The organism is Sphingomonas sp. AC522, from assembly GCF_979258125.1.
In genome coordinates, this window is the sequence record NZ_OZ409836.1 from 2,089,901 (window position 1) to 2,108,046 (window position 18,146).

Annotated in this window: 14 protein-coding genes and 1 tRNA gene; 9 read left to right on the forward strand and 6 right to left on the reverse strand. The window is 60.6% G+C overall.

Going from position 1 to position 18,146, the window contains the following annotated elements; translation table 11 throughout:
* Positions 1 to 125: 125 nt before the first annotated feature.
* From ACZZZM_RS10365 to ACZZZM_RS10390, 6 genes are all read right to left on the reverse strand, one after another.
* Positions 126 to 1,967, reverse strand: a complete 1,842-nt coding sequence (locus ACZZZM_RS10365; protein ID WP_463595023.1) for a M61 family metallopeptidase — start codon at positions 1,965 to 1,967, stop codon at positions 126 to 128.
* Positions 1,968 to 1,977: 10 nt separating this feature from the next.
* Positions 1,978 to 2,217: a DUF6894 family protein gene (locus tag ACZZZM_RS10370; RefSeq protein WP_463595024.1), complete on the reverse strand. Its 240-nt coding sequence runs from the start codon at positions 2,215 to 2,217 to the stop codon at positions 1,978 to 1,980.
* Between the two features lie 91 nt (positions 2,218 to 2,308).
* A complete protein-coding gene (locus tag ACZZZM_RS10375) occupies positions 2,309 to 2,923 on the reverse strand; it encodes a right-handed parallel beta-helix repeat-containing protein (protein WP_463595025.1) in 615 nt (204 codons plus the stop codon).
* Positions 2,924 to 2,994: 71 nt separating this feature from the next.
* Entirely contained in the window at positions 2,995 to 3,519 is a 525-nt protein-coding gene (locus ACZZZM_RS10380) for a gamma carbonic anhydrase family protein (RefSeq protein WP_463595026.1), read from the reverse strand.
* 5 nt (positions 3,520 to 3,524) lie between these two features.
* Positions 3,525 to 3,755 carry a hypothetical protein gene (locus ACZZZM_RS10385; RefSeq protein WP_463595027.1) on the reverse strand — a complete coding sequence of 77 codons (231 nt, stop codon included), beginning with the start codon at positions 3,753 to 3,755 and terminating at the stop codon, positions 3,525 to 3,527.
* A gap of 125 nt (positions 3,756 to 3,880) precedes the next feature.
* Positions 3,881 to 5,335, reverse strand: coding sequence for a UxaA family hydrolase (locus ACZZZM_RS10390; protein WP_463595028.1), 1,455 nt, complete (start codon positions 5,333 to 5,335; stop codon positions 3,881 to 3,883).
* A 162-nt stretch (positions 5,336 to 5,497) separates the two neighbouring features.
* Here ACZZZM_RS10390 and ACZZZM_RS10395 point away from each other — a divergent pair.
* The 9 genes from ACZZZM_RS10395 to ACZZZM_RS10435 all read left to right on the forward strand — a co-directional run bounded on the left by ACZZZM_RS10395 (position 5,498) and on the right by ACZZZM_RS10435 (position 18,135).
* A tRNA-Lys gene (locus ACZZZM_RS10395) sits at positions 5,498 to 5,573 on the forward strand.
* A gap of 313 nt (positions 5,574 to 5,886) precedes the next feature.
* Complete coding sequence (locus ACZZZM_RS10400; protein ID WP_463595029.1) at positions 5,887 to 6,435, forward strand: hypothetical protein; 549 nt, start codon at positions 5,887 to 5,889, stop codon at positions 6,433 to 6,435.
* Complete coding sequence (locus tag ACZZZM_RS10405; protein ID WP_463595030.1) at positions 6,432 to 6,974, forward strand: hypothetical protein; 543 nt, start codon at positions 6,432 to 6,434, stop codon at positions 6,972 to 6,974. Before ACZZZM_RS10400 ends, ACZZZM_RS10405 begins: the two co-directional genes overlap by 4 nt.
* Position 6,975: 1 nt before the next feature.
* Positions 6,976 to 7,590: a hypothetical protein gene (locus ACZZZM_RS10410; RefSeq protein ID WP_463595031.1), complete on the forward strand. Its 615-nt coding sequence runs from the start codon at positions 6,976 to 6,978 to the stop codon at positions 7,588 to 7,590.
* 210 nt (positions 7,591 to 7,800) lie between these two features.
* Complete coding sequence (hsdR, locus tag ACZZZM_RS10415; protein WP_463595032.1) at positions 7,801 to 10,164, forward strand: EcoAI/FtnUII family type I restriction enzme subunit R; 2,364 nt, start codon at positions 7,801 to 7,803, stop codon at positions 10,162 to 10,164.
* Positions 10,161 to 11,633 (forward strand): type I restriction-modification system subunit M, encoded by a 1,473-nt coding sequence (locus ACZZZM_RS10420; protein ID WP_463595033.1) that lies wholly within the window; start codon positions 10,161 to 10,163, stop codon positions 11,631 to 11,633. The genes hsdR and ACZZZM_RS10420 overlap by 4 nt, the downstream gene beginning before the upstream one ends.
* On the forward strand, positions 11,630 to 13,267 hold the full coding sequence (locus tag ACZZZM_RS10425) for a restriction endonuclease subunit S (RefSeq protein WP_463595034.1): 1,638 nt from the start codon (positions 11,630 to 11,632) through the stop codon (positions 13,265 to 13,267). The genes ACZZZM_RS10420 and ACZZZM_RS10425 overlap by 4 nt, the downstream gene beginning before the upstream one ends.
* A complete protein-coding gene (locus ACZZZM_RS10430; RefSeq protein ID WP_463595035.1) occupies positions 13,267 to 15,153 on the forward strand; it encodes an AAA family ATPase in 1,887 nt (628 codons plus the stop codon). The genes ACZZZM_RS10425 and ACZZZM_RS10430 overlap by 1 nt, the downstream gene beginning before the upstream one ends.
* Before the next feature lie 39 nt (positions 15,154 to 15,192).
* A complete protein-coding gene (locus ACZZZM_RS10435) occupies positions 15,193 to 18,135 on the forward strand; it encodes an AAA family ATPase (protein WP_463595036.1) in 2,943 nt (980 codons plus the stop codon).
* Positions 18,136 to 18,146 lie beyond the last annotated feature (11 nt).

The following is an 18,146-nucleotide window of genomic DNA, read 5'->3' on the forward strand; positions in this document are numbered from 1 at the left end:
AACCGGCCAGCTTCGATGCAGCCGAGTCGCAGCCCCCATTGTCGTCCCCGCGAAAGCAGAGACCCAGAGTTACGGAGCGATGCCCTGCTTGGCTCTGGTCCCGCTTTCGCTGGGATGACGAAGAGCTAACGCCGGGGTCGCAAGATCTCGTCGAGGCGGCGCGGCCCCGCATCGAGCGGCTCGAAATCCGGATAGCGATGCCCCGGATTTTCGACCTCCGCGTGCCACTCATGCTTGCCGCTCCGGATCGCCAGCGAGACCGGTTTCCCGCTGGCTACGGCGTCGCGCAGGGCATTGGTCGAGAATTCCCCGCCATTCACCTTGAGTAGTTCGGAGCCAGAAGTCAGCCTCGCGCGATAGGCCGGGCTCTCCCACAGCACTTCCTCAACCTTGCCGTTGTCGCCGACGGTCACGCCCAGCGAGAACAGCAAATTGCAATTGCCTTCGATCTTCTCGCTATTGGCGAGATAGGCGCTCGGTTCGCTGCGATAGACCAGGCGATATCCGCCGCGCTCCACGCCTGCCAGCGGCGCGCCTTCGTGCTTGCCTTCGAGCTTGGCGGTGAAGAAGCTCCGCCAATCGAAAGGCGCAAGCCCGTTCAGGCAGGCGATGACATCATCAAATTCATAGGTGCGCGTGACCCAGCTGCCTTCCTCGCCATCGCCGAAAAAGCGCCGCGCGAAATCGTCGAGCGAGCGGGCCTCGCCGGTCAGTTCGCGGATACGGGTGTCGACATCGAGCCAGACTAAGGCGCCTTCCGAATAATAATCTTCGCTGCGCTGCCAGCTCGCCCAGGGCAGAGGGCTGCGCGAGGCAATGATCGGATCGCGGGTGGTGTCGCTCATCGGGCGCCAACGGCTGCCTGCGCGCGCTTCGTGTGTCGCAGCAGTGAGCGCCAGCGCCTGCATCGTCAGTTGCGGCGTCCACAAGCCGGAGCGGGCGCAGAGCACGCGGTCCCAATATTGGGTCTGCCCTTCATAGACCCACATCAGGCTGTTGCGGATCGGGCGGTCGAAGCTCGGCGTCCAGCTGTCCGCCCCGCGGCGGTGCTTGCCGTTCCAGCTATGGACGAATTCGTGCGGGATGGTGTCGCGGCGCGAGAAGGTCTCGTCCCAGCCGGTGAAATAATTGGCGATGGTCGCTGCCTCGCACGAACGGTGATGCTCGACGCCGATGCTGCCGATCTCGCCGCTGAGCGCCAACAATATCTCGTAGCGATCGAAATGGCGCGTGCCGAATAGTGCGTCGGCCTCGGCAACGATCGCACGGTGCGGGGCGATCTGCTCCGGAGTCGCCGCGAGCTGCTCGGGGCTGTCCGCAGCCAGATTGAGATGGACCTTCTCATCGAGCGCGATGCGGCGGAAATGGCGCCCGGCTAGCACCGGGGAGTTGACCAGATCGTCGAGCGTGACTGGCGCGAAGCGCGTGGTTGCGCCGTCGATGCCTGCCTGATCGAGCGCACAGGCAAGTTGCCAGCCCTCAGGCAGCGTCAGGCTCGGCTCGAACTCGATCCGGCGCGAGAAATGCCCGGCGGGATAGAGTAGGACCGTGTTCCATTGCAGGGTGAGCATTTCGCGCGTCACGACGACGCGGCCCTGGCTGTCGTCGGTCGGATTGAGGAACTGGAACTGCACTTCGATTGCCTCGACGCCTTCGGGCACGTCGCAATGGAAGGCGTGGACGTTCACCGGGTGGCGTTTCCAGCGCACATCCTGACCGTTGGCCTTGATCGTGAGACCTGCGAACAATTCGATCGGCGCCTGGGGCGAGTGATAGCCGGGCAGCCACTCGGGAAAGAGCAGGGTCAGGATTCCTGGCCCGACGATTGGGATGGTCTCATATACTTGAAAGATGCGGCGCTCGACGTCGCGCGCATCGACATGGAGCGCTATGCGCCCCAGATAGGGCAGGTCATCGGGGCGCGGGACGGGGGCCGGTTCAGCGACCGGCTGGGGAAGATCTGTCATGTGCGGAGCGTCAGGAAATCTGGCGTGCGACGTCGGCGAGCAATATCCGCGCAACCGGCTCGCGGCGCTCGTCCTGAACGTCGAGCGTGCCGCGGAATTCGCCTCGCGCGCGGCGTACCTGCTTGTGGATCATCGAGCGGGCCGCACTATGCGCTTCGGCCAGCGCAGTGCGCAAATCGGGAAACTCACGGCTCTGGGGAATATGAGCGGCTTCGTCTTCGGTGCGAAGTTGAAAATAATAGTGAGGCATGGAGGAACAATGCGCAAACTTCCCGCCGGTTGCGCATGATGATCTGGATCAGCGCGATTTTGGGCCGACGGGCAACCTTGTAAGGCGCGCTCTATTTCGGGGCGATAATAGCGGCGAACTTGCCGTCGGTGCCGTTCCAGACGAGCAGATTGCCGCCGCCGCTGGTTACTGGCCCGGCGATCCCCACGGTGTTGTTGGTAATCACGCTGTCGGCGATCAGGACCTGGGTCGCCCCTTCGGCGGAAATGCCTTTGCTCGCCGTGGCGAGGAAACCCTGGATCGTCGATTTGCGGATGAAAACGCTTTTCCCCTGGATCACGCGTATGCCGATATTGCCGCTGTTCGAGCCGAAGATGTCGAGACCCGAGAGCATCACGCGATCGTTAACGCCGGCATTGACGACGATCCCGTTGGCGCCCCCGGCGACCAGCACGGCGCCGTTCACATGATCGCAGATGATCGTGATCGATTTGGTGATCGTGACGCCGCCGAACCCGCCGGGATCAATGCAATTGATCTCGCCGCCCGCCGCGGTCTTGGAAATGGCGCCGGCAAAGGTCTTGCAGGGCGCCGTCCGGCTGCACGGATTGACATCGTCCCCTACACCCGAAACCCAGGTGCGGGTCGCCTGAGCGGACGCGGGGACGGCCCAGAACGTTGCGGCACCGATTGCTGCGATGCCGGCGAGTTTCACGCGATCGATCATATATCCCCCTTTGGCTACCCTGCGAGCAGCCTTTCATATCCGGCGGAAAATGCAAGATTGGCGGCAGGGCCTCAGTCGACGCGCTTCAGATCGGTCGCATATTCGCGCTGCTTTGCAGCATAGAGCGCCGCGCTCGCTTTGAGCACTGCCTTCTGCATATCGTCGAGCGGGCGAACCGCCCGGGCCGGGCTGCCGACGATCAGATAGCCCGACGGGAATTCCTTGCCCTCGGTCACCAGCGCGCCGGCGCCGACCAGGCAATCCTCGCCGATCACGGCGCGATTGAGGATCGTCGCGCCCATGCCGATCAGCGTGCGGCTGCCGATCGTGCAGCCATGCAGGATCGCGTGGTGCCCTATGGTCACATCCTCGCCGATCGTCAGCGGCGTTCCAGGATCGGAATGGCACATTGCACCTTCCTGGATATTGCTTCGCGCGCCGACGATGATCGGCGTATTGTCCGCGCGGATGACCGCGCCGAACCAGACGCTCACTAGTTCGCCCAGATGCACATCGCCGATCAGGTCGGCACTGGGCGCGACCCAGGCGTCCCCGGCAATCAATGGCCTTTGGCCGCCGATTTCGTAGAGCGGCACGGCGCTTAGATCAGCGGCGCGTCGAAGCCCGCGGGCAGGGGCATGTGCAGCCCCATCGCGAGCGCCAGCGCGACTGCGCCGAGCAATACTGCCAGCGTCGACGACAGCGAGAATAGCCCCCAGCCGACCAAGGTCATCATCTGCGGATTAGGCCGCTGCTGGCGCTGGTTCTGGCGCATCGCCTGGATCACGAAAAACGCAAGCAACGCGTACACGAAAATAAAGAATTCGGTCATCTTCCCACCCCGGAAATACCCGGTGCATTGTGTAGCCTGAAGGGGTTAACGCATCAATGCCGCGCCGCAACAATCGGACGTGCGCAGTGGCGCATTTCGTCGCGTTTCGGCGCTCCTCTCGATGATCAGAGCGTGACGCCGCGCTTCCAGATCGCGATCTCGCGCTCGCCGTTGCGCTCGGCCGCAGTCTCGGCGCCCGATGCGATCTCGGCGATGCGCGCGAGCAGCGCGTCCGCGGCGGCATCCATCCCCTCTAGCGCCTGTCCCGCATCGAAATCGACCCAGCCGGGCTTGCGCGCCGCCAGATCGCTGTTCGAGGCAATCTTGATCGTCGGCACCGGGAAGCCGAGCGGGGTGCCGCGGCCGGTTGTAAACAGGATTGCCGTCGCCCCGGCAGCGGCGAGTGCCGTCGAGGACACCGCGTCGTTGCCGGGCGCCTCGAGCAGCGTCAGGCCCCGCCTGGCGACGCGCTGGCCATAGCGGAGCACGTCGGTCACTACCGCGTGCCCAGCCTTCTGCACCGCCCCCAGCGACTTCTCCTCGAGCGTGGTGATGCCGCCCGCGATATTGCCGGGAGAGGGGTTTTCGGAAACGGGCTCGCCATGATCGGTGAAATAGCGTTTGAAGCCGTTCACCAACTCGACGATGCCCCCGAACACTGCCTGATTGTCGGCGCGCGCCATCAGTAATTGCTCCGCGCCGAAGATCTCCGGAATTTCAGTCAGGATCGCGCTGCCGCCAGCCGCAGTCACGGCATCGCTCATCCGCCCGACCAGCGGATTGGCGGTCAGCCCCGAAAAGCCATCCGATCCACCGCATTTGACGCCGAGTACCAGTTCCGAAAGCGGCACCGCCATGCGCTCGGCCTGGGCGGCCTCGACGAGCTCACCGACCAGCGCCAGGCCTTCCTCGATCTCGTCGCTCGCCATCTGCGCGCCGAGCGTGCGGACATTGGGATGCGTCACGCCTTCGAGCATACCGCTCATCTGGTTCGATTCGCAGCCCAACCCCACGATCAGCACGCCGCCGGCATTTGGATGGTTTGCGAGCGCCGTCAGGATCGCGCGAGTGCCGTCAAGATCGTCGCCCAGCTGCGAACAGCCGAAGGGGTGCGCAAAGGCGTGCACGCCGTCCACACGGCCCGCATAGAGGCTAGCGGCACGCTCCGCGATCTTCTGCGCCGTGCGCCCGACGCAACCGACCGTGGGGATCACCCAGATCTCGTTGCGCGTCCCCACGCGGCCATCGGCACGGCGATATCCCATAAAGCCCGGCCCCGAGCCGCCTTCGCGCGCCTCGGCCATGGGCTCGTAGCGATACGTCCCCGAACCCTCGAGCGCGGTGCGCACATTATGGACATGGACATGCTCGCCGGGCGCGATCGCCTGGGTCGCGCGGCCGATCGGAAAACCGAACTTAAGCACCGGCGCGCCGGCTTCGATCGCCGTCACCGCAACCTTGTGCCCCTTGGCTACCGGCTGGAGAAGCACGACGCCCAGCGCAGTCTCCCCAGCAGCAAGATCGCGCAGCGCGGTGGCCACGCTGTCGCGTGGATCGATCTGAAACAGAGCCGGAATCATTCACGCGCTATAGGGGCATGGCGCCGCAAACCAAAGCATCGGCAGGCGCGGTAAACGGGCGCTGCGATTTTAGGGTTTGCAAACCGCAAAACCGATGCTAACCGCGCCCCTCCAATCGCGGCGGCACCCATCCAACGGTGCCTTTCGATGCCGCTCCGGAATGGACGCATAGCTCAGTTGGTAGAGCAGCTGACTCTTAATCAGCGGGTCCTTGGTTCGAGCCCAAGTGCGTCCACCATCCATCTCCTTGAAATCGCAGAATTTAGATCGCGCTCTTAATGGAGCGTGGTTTGCACTCGCATGGGCGTTTTCGTCTGATGCGTTCCCAGAGGGCAGCCGGCAGAGTGCAAACCGCCGAGTGTGATCCTCGGCTCGAAAATGCGCGCTGGATCAGGCGGGAGGTCGGGATCCCAGTAGACGGTGCGGCTTCGGATCTATCTGGTGACAGGTCCAAGGCGACTTGATGCCTCTAAGCCACCAGCGCCTTCCTCCATGAGATTAAGCAGGCAGTTCAAATGCCTCCTTCGGTTCAACCGAATGAAGGAAAGCAGATGAGTTTCGTGATGCATACAGTGAGATGGGCAACGCAGCACCAGATCGAGGGCTGGGCTTGGACGGATGGACCTGCCCGAGTCTGGGGGCTGGATAACCTTGGCCGTTACAGTCATTTCGATGTGCGGCGCGTCGGCCGCAACGCGTCCGTCTTCGTCGCGCCCGACGGCACTACGCATGACAACATGCGGGATCTCTTCGCACAATTCCGGCTGAGAATGTGCGACTGCGAATGGCAGACCGATCAGCTTCACCAGCTCCGCAATGTGCTGACGCTGATGGCGAACGAGATCCACCGCAGCGACTTCACCGCGTTCATCGAAAAGGGTTTTGGCGGCAATCGCGCCTTCGGCGAGCATTACGTGAACTGGCTCGAGAACGAGAAGTTCACTGGCTGCATTGGCCGCACCATCGCAGACGTGTCGCTAAGCGACGAAGGGCTGTGCGCCATGCGGATGCTGGACATGACGGCTCCCGGTTCGAACATCGACACCTCGCCGGCGGACGCTCTGGATCGCTTCAATGCTGAATTCCCCGGGCGGCGGTGAGCGACATGGCAAAAACCAACAGCCACGCAGCCCGTTTGGCCGAGGCCGAAGTGATCGCCGCCACGCTCGCCATTGCGAAAGAGGCCAGCTGGACAATCGACCGCCACGCACCTCTGCTGCCCAAGGAGTTCTGGCACTACCTTTACGTGCCAACCGCCGAGTTGCTGTTGGTCCCGACGATCAACCATCGCAACGAGGACCGGTTCGCCGTCAACCGCGCGACCCGCGAGGCACGGAGTGATGCGCTGGTGGTGGCCTTGGGCGGGGCCAACTCCGTTTCGCGCCAAGCGTTCGTCAAGATCGCCTTGTGGGGACGCCACAGCACAGCTTGGTTCGGCCCGCATGTGCCGTGGTGCGCGCAGGGAGGCGCGATGTGGCTCGTTCCCGAGGCAGATGGAGGGATCGACGACGAGCCGAGTTTCGCGCTCAATGCTGGCAGGCTTCGCGAGGGTTTCGCGCCATGGGAAGGCAACGCCGATCGCACGCGCGGCGTGGAAGCTGCCACCGCGATCATCAATGCCGCAATCCGGAGCTATTGAAATGACCGGCTGGATCAGCCCCACCGCCGTGATGGATATGGTCTACGACGTTCGTGCCGATGGCTGCGAAGACCTTGGCTACGCGCTGTTGCGTCCGAGATCGAAGGGCAAAACCCGAACCACAAGTGAGCTGGTGCGAGCCAAGCTCGCGCCGGTCAAGCCAGCAGCGAAGATCGGTAACGCTATGCCAATAACCGCGCGCGACCATCGCCTGATCCTCGCTCCAAGGGTCGCCGACCCGACCTCGATCGCGCAGTTGCTGGGGGAGAATGACGCAAACACGAAGCCACGCCAGCCGCTGCTCGCCGCCGTCCTGACGATGAAGTTCGACCCCGACATACCTTTGCATGACGGATTCGATCGGGTCTGCGCCTACGCTACGTTTCGTCTAGCGCGGGAGCGTCGTCTTACCAGTATCGCGGTGCTCCACGCACCTAGCGACGAACTTGTCGGGCGGTCACGAGGGCACGCCCATCTGTGTGTGCTGGCGCGCCGCCATCTGGCCTCCGGATGGGCGGAAATCGAAAAGGACCTGACCGACGAAGCTCATGCACTGTGGACGGATGAGTGGATGTCGTTCAGCAAAAGCTGGGACTGCACGTTGCCGCCCCCCTGAGCCGAACCGGTCCTCGTCTGCGGAGGATGGCAAGAAATGGCCCGCTAGCGTGGGCGCATCGGTCGTCCCTGCCCAGCGCACCTGCTCCCCTATACTGATGCCTCACCGAAAGCATGGTGACACACAGCTGCCTTTGGGTAAGGTCAGCATCACGATGCGGCGAGCTATTGGATTTGTTGAATACAAGCAAACTCACGGGGCGGGTTGAGGTTGGACAAAGCTGATAAGAAGAAATGCAGCGAGATTGATATCTGCGACCTGTTCATAACGCCGGCAATCAAGCAGGCCGGATGGGATCAGATGCTGCAAATCCGTCGGGAGGTAACCCTCGCCCCCGGCCCGGTGGTCGTTCGTGGCAACTTGTCGTCCCGCAATAAGAAGAAGCGGAAATTCGCTGACTATGTCCTGTCCTTGAAACCCGGTCTGCCGCTGGCGGTGGTCGAGGCCAAGGACAACAAGCATTCGATCAGCAGCGGCCTCCAACAGGCGTTGGGCTATGCCGAGATCCTCGACGTGCCCAGCGCGCTCAGCTCGAATGGGGACGGATTTGCCGAGCACAATCGGGCGGCATCCACCGGAGAGGCCATTGAGACCGAATACGGAATGGAGGCCTTCCCCAATCCTCAAACTCTGTGGAATCGCTACCGCAAATTCCATCGGATCACGGCGGAAGAGCAGAGCCTTGTCCAACAGCCGTATCACATAGACCCCTCCGGCAAAGAGCCACGGTATTATCAGCTGGATGCCATTAATCGGACGGTAGAGGCCGTCGCCAAGGGCCAGAACCGCGTGCTGCTCGTAATGGCCACGGGCACCGGAAAGACCTACACGACGTTTCAGATCATCTGGCGCTTGTGGAAGGCCGGCACGGCCAAGCGCATCCTGTTTCTAGCCGACCGCAACATTCTCGTCGATCAGACGCTGGTGAATGACTTCAAGCCGTTCGGCGCGGCGATGACGAAGATCAAGAACCGCACGATCGACCCCGCCTACGAGATCCACCTTGGGCTGTATCAAGCAATCACTGGCACCGAGGAATCCGACAAGATCTATAAGTCGGTGTCTCGCGACTTTTTCGACCTGATCGTTATCGACGAATGCCATCGGGGGAGCGCGGCAGAGGATTCTGCTTGGCGCGAAATCCTCGATTATTTCGACAGCGCAGTTCAGGTCGGCATGACGGCGACGCCGAAAGAAACCGAATACGTCTCCAACATCACTTATTTTGGCGACCCGGTCTACACGTACACCCTGAAGCAAGGGATCGAGGACGGCTTTCTGGCGCCTTACAAAGTGATCCGGATTGACATCGACCGGGACGTGGAAGGCTGGACCCCGCCCCCCGGGATGGTCGATGATCTTGGCGGGCTGATCGAGGATCGCGAATACAATCAGAGGGACATGGACCGCACGTTGGTGCTCAACGAGAGGACCAAACTGGTTGCCGAGCGCGTGATGAAGTTTCTGCGCGCGACCGACCCGATGTCGAAAACCATCATCTTCTGCGAGGACATCGATCACGCCGAACGGATGCGAAAGGCCATCGTCAACGCGGCGGGCAAGCTGGCGAAAGACAACAGCAAATATGTCATGCGCATCACGGGTGACAGCACGGAGGGCAAGGCCGAGCTGGACAAATTCATCGACCCGGAGGAGCCTTACCCGGTCATCGCCACCACGTCCCAGCTGCTGACCACCGGTGTGGATGCCAAGACCTGCAAGCTGATCGTGATCGACCGCACGATCAATTCGATGACCATGTTCAAACAGATCATCGGGCGGGGCACCCGCATCGATGAGGACAACAACAAGTTCTTCTTCACGATCATGGATTTCAAACGCGCCACGGAGCTGTTCCGAGACGATGATTTCGATGGCCCGCCGATCGTCATCTACGCCCCCGACGACGACGATGATCCCGTCCCACCGGATCCCGAAGACGATCCAGATGATGGCGATACGCCAGATGACGATGATGACGACGACACCGGCGGCGGCACCCGCAAATTCGTCGTGAGCGGTGTGACCGCTCGCGTGATGAACGAACGGATCGAATATGTTGGCAGCGATGGCAAGCTGGTGACCGAATCCTATCGTGACTACGCCCGCAAACAGATCGCATCGGAGTATCGGTCGCTCGATGAATTCGTGTGGCACTGGAACGCCAGCGAGCGCAAACAGGCGATCATCGACGAGCTGGAACAGCGCGGCGTCATCCTGGAAAATCTGGCCGAAACCGTCGGCAAAGACTTTGGCGATTTCGATCTGCTCGTCCACATCGCCTTCGGTGCGCCGCCCCTGACTCGGCGCGAGCGGGCGGAGAAAGTCAAGAAGCGCAATTACTTTGCCAAATTTGGCGACAAGGCGCGCGCCGTGCTGGAGGCGCTGCTCGATAAATATGCGGATGACGGTGTGGAAACGATCGAGGACACCAAGGTCCTGCGCCTCCAGCCGTTCACCCAGTTCGGCACCCCGATGGAGATCATCAAGGGTGCCTTTGGCGGCAAGGATGCCTATGAAGCCGCGCTTCGGGAACTCGAAGACCAGATCTACGAACAGGCAGCGAACGAATGAGCAATGTATCCGGCGTCATCAAATCCATCCAGGACATCATGCGCAAGGATGTCGGCGTGGATGGCGATGCCCAGCGGATCAGCCAGCTGGTCTGGCTCTTCTTCCTCAAGATCCTCGACGACCGTGAGGCGGAGCTTGAGCTGATCGACGACGAATTTGTGTCTCCGCTGCCAGAACATCTGCGCTGGCGCAGCTGGGCGGCGGACAAGGAAGGCGACACCGGCGAGAAGCTGCTCGACTTCGTCAACATGCAGCTCTTTCCAAAGCTGAAGGGTGATCTGCCCGCACAAGGTGACGTGGCCAAGCGCGCGGCTGTGATCCGCGACGTGTTCGAGGATACCTACAACTACATGAAATCGGGCACCTTGCTGCGGCAGGTGATCAACAAGATCAACGAGATCGATTTCAACAACAGCGAGGACCGTCACACCTTCGGCGCGATCTACGAACAGGTGCTGAAGGACCTGCAGAGCGCGGGCAATGCGGGGGAGTTTTACACCCCCCGCGCCGTCACGCAGTTCATCATCGACCGGCTGAACCCGCAATTGAACGAAACCGTGTTCGATCCGGCCTGCGGCACCGGCGGCTTCCTGACCTGCGCGATCGAGCATAAGCGCAAGAGCGTCGCTTCGACGGCGGATGAAGAAACGCTGCGGGGATCGATCCGAGGCGTGGAGAAGAAATCGCTGCCGCACATGCTGTGCGTCACCAACATGATCCTGCACGGCATCGATACGCCCAGCGGCATCCGCCACGGCAATACCCTCGCCAAGGCCTATCGGGATTACACCGATAAGGACCGCGTGATGATGATCGCCACCAACCCGCCCTTTGGCGGGATGGAGGAAGACGGGATCGAGAATAACTTCCCCAGCCACCTGCGCACGCGCGAGACGGCCGACCTGTTCATGGCGCTGATCATCCGCCTGCTCAAAACCAATGGCCGCGCGGCGGTGGTGCTGCCCGATGGGTTCCTGTTCGGCGAAGGGGTGAAATCCACGCTGAAACAAAGCCTGATCGAGGAGTGCAACCTGCACACCATCGTCCGCCTGCCCAATGGCGTGTTCGCGCCCTATACCGGCATCAAGACCAACATCCTGTTCTTCACCAAGGGCACGCCGACGAAGAATGTCTGGTTCTACGAGCATCCCTATCCGGACGGGGTGACCAGCTACAACAAGACAAAGCCGATGCGGTACGAGGAGTTCGCGGGCGAACAGGCATGGTGGGGCGATGAAGCCGACGGCTTCCGCGACCGCAAGCAGACCAAACAGGCATGGAAGCTCAGCGCCGAAGAGGTGGCCGCGCGCGGCTATAATCTCGATTGCAAGAACCCCCATCAGGCGGAGGCGATCAGCCATGACCCTGACGAACTGCTTGCCGCTTATGCCGAGCAGCAGGCGGGCATCCAGTCGATCCGCGATCAGTTGAAGGGAATCCTGGCCGATGCCCTTGGGAAAGCCGCGTGACCAATATCGCGGCGTTGGTGGCCGACAATATCCATATCTGGACCGGCGCGATCCAGCGCAAATCCAGCGCAGGGCGCGGCGGCGGGAAACGGAACAGCCATTACGGGATCGAGCGGCTGCGCGCGCTGATCCTCGATCTCGCGGTGCGCGGCAAGCTGGTGCCGCAGGATGCGGACGATGAACCGGCAAGCGACTTGCTGAAAAGGATCGCTAAGTCGAAGGCTGCCATGGTCCGCGATGGTGTTATCCGGAAATCTCGAGACGCCGAGGGTAAGGATCATCTGGAACAACCGTCTTCGATCCCGAACACATGGCAGTGGGTCCGGCTGGATCAAGTCGGGGCAATCATCGGGGGCGGCACCCCATCTTCAAACGACGCAGCGTGCTTCACTGAGAGCGGGGCAGGCATCGCTTGGCTGACGCCTGCCGACCTTGGGGGCTTCGCTGGACGCTATATCGCCCATGGCGCTCGTGATCTAACCGACTTCGGGCTGAGATCATCTTCTGCAACACTCATGCCTGCCGGATCTGTGCTGTTCACCAGCCGTGCGCCTATTGGTTATGTGGCGATTGCTGAGAAGCCAGTCGCGACCAATCAGGGCTTCAAGTCAGTTGTCCCCTTCATTGGTGACTGCTCGCTGTTCATTGCCACGGCGCTAAAATCCTTCGCCAAAGGCATCAACGACAACGCGCCTGGAACAACCTTCAAGGAAGTTTCAGGCAAGATCGTATCCGCAATCCCGTTCCCCCTGCCGCCCTTGGCCGAACAGCGGCGGATTGTGGCCAAGGTGGATGAGCTGATGGCGCTGTGTGATGCGCTGGAGCGGAAGAGCGCCGACGCGATGGCCGCGCATCAGGCGCTGGTGGAAGCGCTGCTCGCCACGCTGGTGAACAGCGCGGACGCGGCCGACCTGGCCCGCCAATGGGAGCGGCTGGAAAGCCATTTCGACACCCTCTTCACCACCGACGCCAGCATCGACGCCCTCAAACAAACCATCCTCGACCTCGCCGTGCGCGGGAAGCTCTCACTTCAACACGACTGGCCCAAAAAATCTGTCGAATTGGGATCGGTTGCTAAACTGCAAAATGGCTATGCCTTCAAGAGTGAATGGTTTGTTGGTGAGGGAGTAAGACTACTCCGCAATATCAATGTGTCGCATGGTCACGTAAACTGGAATGAGGCCGCATATCTTTCGGAAGAAATGGCATCTGAGTATGATCGCTTCCGTCTTCAGGAGAACGACGTCGTTCTAACGCTTGATCGCCCTTTTATCTCGACTGGGACCAAGGTTGCCAATATTACATCTACCGACTTGCCTGCGCTACTTCTGCAGCGGGTTGGCCGCTTCCAATTATCCGAGAAGATTTGCTCTGACTTCGTTTACCTCTGGGTGAACTCCCCTCTGTTTTCAACGCAGATCGACCCCGGACGAAGTAACGGTGTCCCGCATATTTCATCAAAGCAGGTGGAAGCTGCGGCAATCTATGTGCCTGAAATAGCCGAACAACACCGCATCGTCGCCAAGGTTGATGCCCTGATGGCGCTGTGCGACACGCTCAAAGCCCGTATCGCCGACGTCGCCCAGACCCAGCGCCACCTCGCCGACGCCATCACCGAACGGGCTGCCGCCTGATGCGCCTCCGCTCGGTTTGGATCAGCGAATATAAGAACCTCCGCGATTTCTCGATCGGCTTCGATGGCGATGGCTTCATCGACATCTTCGTCGGCAAGAACGGATCGGGCAAATCCAATTTCCTCGAAGCCCTGATAGAGATTTTCGACCATCTCTATGAGTCGCAACGAGACGGCGGGCGCGGCAGGCTTGATAAGTGCTTTGCCTACAAGCTAAAGTTCGAGATCGAAGGCGATATCATGGAGGTTGAATGGGACCAGGCGCTGGTCATCAAATTTCAACCCGCTATTCGGACTTCGCTAAATCAAAGGCTACCCGACAACATCCTCGTTTATTATTCGGGTCAGAACGGCAACGTAAAGGCGTTGATCGCACGCTACGAGGAACGTTATCGCACGCGCCTGCGGACGGCCAAAGACACGATCACGCCACGCTTCGTCGGCATCGGCCCGGAGTGCAAGAAGCTCCTCATCGTGGTTCTGATGCTCTTGCCGGAAGAGAGTGTGGCCCGGCAGTTCCTTTGTCGCAAGCTCGGCATTCTGGGCAACAGCCGGACTGTCAGAATCATCCTCAAGCGACCACCCTTTGCGCGTCGAGGGGACCATGATCCCTTCGATGACGGCCAACGCTTCTGGGGCGCGCAAGGGCCCGTGCGCGAGTTCCTGGACCAGCTCGTGGGATGCATCGAAGGCGAATGGACTCCCGGTAGCATCTACGATCGCGAAAAGGACAAGTATCGCTTTAACTGCAACCTTGACGCGTTGGGCGACACTCTGGGCGACGACGCGGCCGAAACCATCTTTCGCTCGTTCGACGCATTGCGCATCGCTGGATTGCTCGACGACATCGGCATCACGCTGACGCTAGAGGGCCTGGAAATATCCGAGCTCAGCCATTTCAGCGACGGGCAGTTTCAATCGGTCTATGTCTTCGCGATCTCGGAGCTGTTCAAGCGGCGCAACTGTCTGACCTTGCTCGACGAGCCGGATGCTTTCCTCCACCCAGAATGGCAGTTCGATTTCCTCGATCAGGTCAGCGCCATTTCGGCGGAGGCGGCAAAGACCAATCATATCCTGCTTAGCAGCCACAGCGCATCGACCGTGGCCGCACAGTGCGACAGCCGCATCCGCCTGTTTTCATCGGGCGCGGCCGGTGTGACCGCCGAGCAACCGGACAAATCCACCATCGTCCGCTCGCTTTCGGCGGGGTTGATCACCTTCTCGGAGACGGAAGCAAGTCTCAATATCGAGCAGTTTCTGGCCAATACCTCGCAATCGGTGCTGTTCACCGAAGGCGTGACAGATGCAGAGATAGTCAAGGCAGCTTGGCAGAAGCTCAATCCCGGGGTTAACCCGCCTTTCGAAATTGCACAGTGTTTTGACTGTGGGCACCTGCGCAAGCAGATGGGCCGACAAGAACTCTATCAGGGTAATCCTGGACGTACGTTTTTCGCGCTCTTCGATTTTGACAATGCCTATGGCGATTGGGCGGCAGTCGGCGGGGTGAAACAATCGAAGATCCTCAACGGCGGCCTTGAAGAAAACGACGTTTCAAAAGGCTTGGCGTGCAAGCGCGAAAATCAGCCCGGCTACGCAATGATGCTGCCCATTCCCGTGGCGCTGACCGTCAGCAATCAGGTGTTGAACGCAAACACGGGACGGACCTACGGCGACCAATCGAGCTTCACCATTGAGCTCCTGTTTCATGATGTTCCGGGTTTGGAGCATCATTTCGCCGTCGATACCGAGCATCCCGCTGCATGGCGGCGCTTTATCGGAGGCAAAGTCGATTTTGCGCAGAATGTCGTGCCGGGAGTCGATGCAGTCCATTTCGAGCCCTTCCGTCCAATTTTCGACTTCATACTGAGCAAAATAGGCGCGGCATGACGGCACCGCTCGTCACAGAGCCGATAAAGGGCACAGCGGATGCGTGAGGCAGAATTCCGGCAGTGGCTCGACAAGCGCCTGTGGCGGGGAACTCCGCTGACCAATACGGCCAAGAATAGCCGCTTTCGCCGTGTCCAGCGCGTCGAACGCGGGTTGAGCGGCCTGGGCTTTGTCGAGCCATCTCTCGAGGCACTGTTCGATGGCGACCGCTGGTCTGAGCTGCTGCACAGTCTCTCAGCGCTAAAGGATGATCCGACAGCGGACTCCGCCGCCGTGAGATCCGTTGTCCCGGAGGCGGAGGATCCTGTCGGTCAGCTCGGCAACTTGGTGGCTGCCACCAAGCAGTACGGCTATTTTCTGGACGGCCGCGATCCAAATTACGGAGCCAGCGAGGATTTGGCAGATAGCGTCGACGACCTCGGCTTGACCCGGGAAGCCGTAGAGAGGGTCATGGACGAATATGACCAAAGCGATTCCGCATTCATGCAGAAATACGGCTTCGCTGAGAATTTCGACTATGTCGTATTCCGCTCGGGCGAGTCCCAGCGATATCCGGCCAAGGCGGTGTTCCTGGTCGCCTACACCGCGATACCCGGCAACCCCGACCTCACGGTGAAGGGGAAGCGCGATACGTTCCGCGACGCAGAAGGTGGCCCAATCCATGCCGAGTTTCGTCGCCTGGGCTATAAGATCGAGAACCGGCGGAAAGACGCCAAAGCGATCCTTGCAAACCGGATCCGAGCCCACCTGATTGCGCATTACATCGAGCCCGCCCGACAGCAGGGCGACCAAACCGTAACGATCCGGGCGGGCGATGTGCACAAAGAGCTTGGGCTGAACGCCCAAATGCCCAGCGTATGTCAGGCCATTGAAGGCAAGACGTTCTACGAGGCCGCTGGCTTAGGTAAACCTGAATTCATCTCCGGCCCGGCGAGCGGGCGCGGCAGCAATATGGTTTACCGCTTTTCTCTCGCCCTTGGCGAGAATGTCGAAGGGCCGCTTAGCGATGCGCAGATCCTGGCGCGATTTGACGGCAATACCGATTTTCGAACGCGGCGACCGACTTGGACACGCGAACAGTGCTCTGCCTTTTGCAGGATGGCGCGTGCGGTGCATTCTGCCGCGCTGGACTGGTATCATACCGATATTCCGCAGGTGCGGTTCGGGCGGAAATCGTCACACCTCAACCGTGCAGAGGGCACCCTTGGTTCACTGCAGTTCAGGACGTCCGGCCCGTTCTTGACCTTCAGCCATCAGAACGAACTGCTTGGCCTGACAGGTGATTACCCATTCGAGGCAGAATCAGCCGACCGCTTTGAAGCGATCATCGCTGAGGCGCAGATGGCGATCGACAAATGGCGACCCAACGCTCCGGAGCGGCCGGGGAAATGGCCAGACGAATATCGCCAAACCGCGCGGCCAGCCGATGAAAGTGATGCCATGACCCTGCCGACCAACCTCATTCTCTACGGCCCGCCTGGAACGGGCAAGACCTACCGCACTGCGCGCGAGGCTGTGGCACTCTGTGACGGATATGCCGACTTTCCCGAAACCAAGGACGGCCGGGCTGCGCTGATGGACCGCTACAATACGCTCGTCGGACTCGAGCAGATCGGGTTCGTCACGTTCCATCAGAACTACGGATACGAAGATTTCGTCGAAGGCCTGAGGCCGACCACCTATGGCGAAGACGGAGAGCCGCTGACGTCCGGCTTCCGCCTGGCGCCCGAGGCCGGGATCTTCACCAAGATGTGCGAACGTGCCGATGCGCTGCACAGCGCGGGTGATGGCGCATATGACTTCGCGGGGAAGCGCTTCTTCAAAATGTCCTTGGGGGAGGTCGCCAACCCCGAAGACGACTATCTGTTTGAGGAAGCCATTGCAGGCGGCTTTGTCCATTTGGGCGATGACGGCGGCATGGACTGGTCGGAACCGGTGTTCACAACCAAGGATCTCATGATTGCTGGCTACGCGGAGCGGCATCCCGGCGAACCGGTCCAGCATCCCAACAACGGCATTATCGAGTTTCCCTTCCGATTACGGGTTCGAGCCCGCGTTGGGGACCTTGTGATAATCAGCAAGGGCAATTTGCTCTTTCGGGCGATTGGCGAATTCACCGGAGATTACCATCAGATAAAGCGCGAAAACGACGACTATACGATGCGCCGGTCGGTCAAATGGCTTTGGATCGACCGCGACGGTGTCAGCCACGACGTCATCTACGGAAAGCGGTTTTCCCAGCGAACGATTTACGAGTTCACAGAATCGGAGCTCAAGCTCGATGCGATCCGGGGCCTGATCGAAGCCGGGAAAGGCGACGCGCGCGATACGCCGGCCAAGCAGTTTGTTCTAATCATCGATGAGATAAACCGGGCCAACGTGTCCAAGGTGTTCGGCGAGCTGATAACACTTCTTGAGCCAGACAAGCGTGGCGGCATGGACAACGCGCTCTCGGTCACCCTTCCGTATTCTAAGCGGCCGTTCTCCGTTCCCGCCAATCTCCATATCATCGGCACTATGAACACCGCGGATCGATCGATCGCCCTGCTCGACACGGCGCTGCGGCGCCGCTTCAGTTTTCGGGAGATGGCGCCGGAGCCGGGTTTGCTAACGGAGGCGAGCGGAAGGACCGGGATTGACCTAGTCGCTGCCCTCACCACAATTAACCAGCGGATCGAATATCTGATCGACCGCGAACACCGCATCGGCCATGCTTTTTTCATTGGCTGCGAAACGGCGGAACACGTCCAGGCTGTAATGCGCGACAAGGTGATCCCTCTGTTGCAGGAGTATTTCTTCGAGGACTGGAGCCGGATTCAGGCGGTGCTTGGCGGCGGGTTTATCCGGGAGGACAAGCTCGATCCGCCTCCAGGTATCGAAGGAGATCGGCGATCGACGTGGTCGGTGATCTCGTCATTCAAGTCGGATGCCTTCGACCGGTTGACTAGCAAGGCAACGAATGCGCCGGTGGGCGGCGAGTGATCGGACGGCTT

Excerpts from the sequence above, each read along its gene's own strand:
- ACZZZM_RS10385 (WP_463595027.1), bottom strand. The coding sequence starts at position 3,755 with ATGACCGAATTCTTTATTTTCGTGTACGCGTTGCTTGCGTTTTTCGTG.
- ACZZZM_RS10390 (WP_463595028.1), bottom strand. The coding sequence starts at position 5,335 with ATGATTCCGGCTCTGTTTCAGATCGATCCACGCGACAGCGTGGCCACC.
- ACZZZM_RS10410 (WP_463595031.1), top strand. The coding sequence starts at position 6,976 with ATGACCGGCTGGATCAGCCCCACCGCCGTGATGGATATGGTCTACGAC.
- ACZZZM_RS10435 (WP_463595036.1), top strand. The coding sequence starts at position 15,193 with ATGCGTGAGGCAGAATTCCGGCAGTGGCTCGACAAGCGCCTGTGGCGG.
- ACZZZM_RS10420 (WP_463595033.1), top strand. The coding sequence starts at position 10,161 with ATGAGCAATGTATCCGGCGTCATCAAATCCATCCAGGACATCATGCGC.
- ACZZZM_RS10365 (WP_463595023.1), bottom strand. The coding sequence starts at position 1,967 with ATGACAGATCTTCCCCAGCCGGTCGCTGAACCGGCCCCCGTCCCGCGC.
- ACZZZM_RS10375 (WP_463595025.1), bottom strand. The coding sequence starts at position 2,923 with ATGATCGATCGCGTGAAACTCGCCGGCATCGCAGCAATCGGTGCCGCA.
- ACZZZM_RS10430 (WP_463595035.1), top strand. The coding sequence starts at position 13,267 with ATGCGCCTCCGCTCGGTTTGGATCAGCGAATATAAGAACCTCCGCGAT.
- ACZZZM_RS10400 (WP_463595029.1), top strand. The coding sequence starts at position 5,887 with ATGAGTTTCGTGATGCATACAGTGAGATGGGCAACGCAGCACCAGATC.
- ACZZZM_RS10370 (WP_463595024.1), bottom strand. The coding sequence starts at position 2,217 with ATGCCTCACTATTATTTTCAACTTCGCACCGAAGACGAAGCCGCTCAT.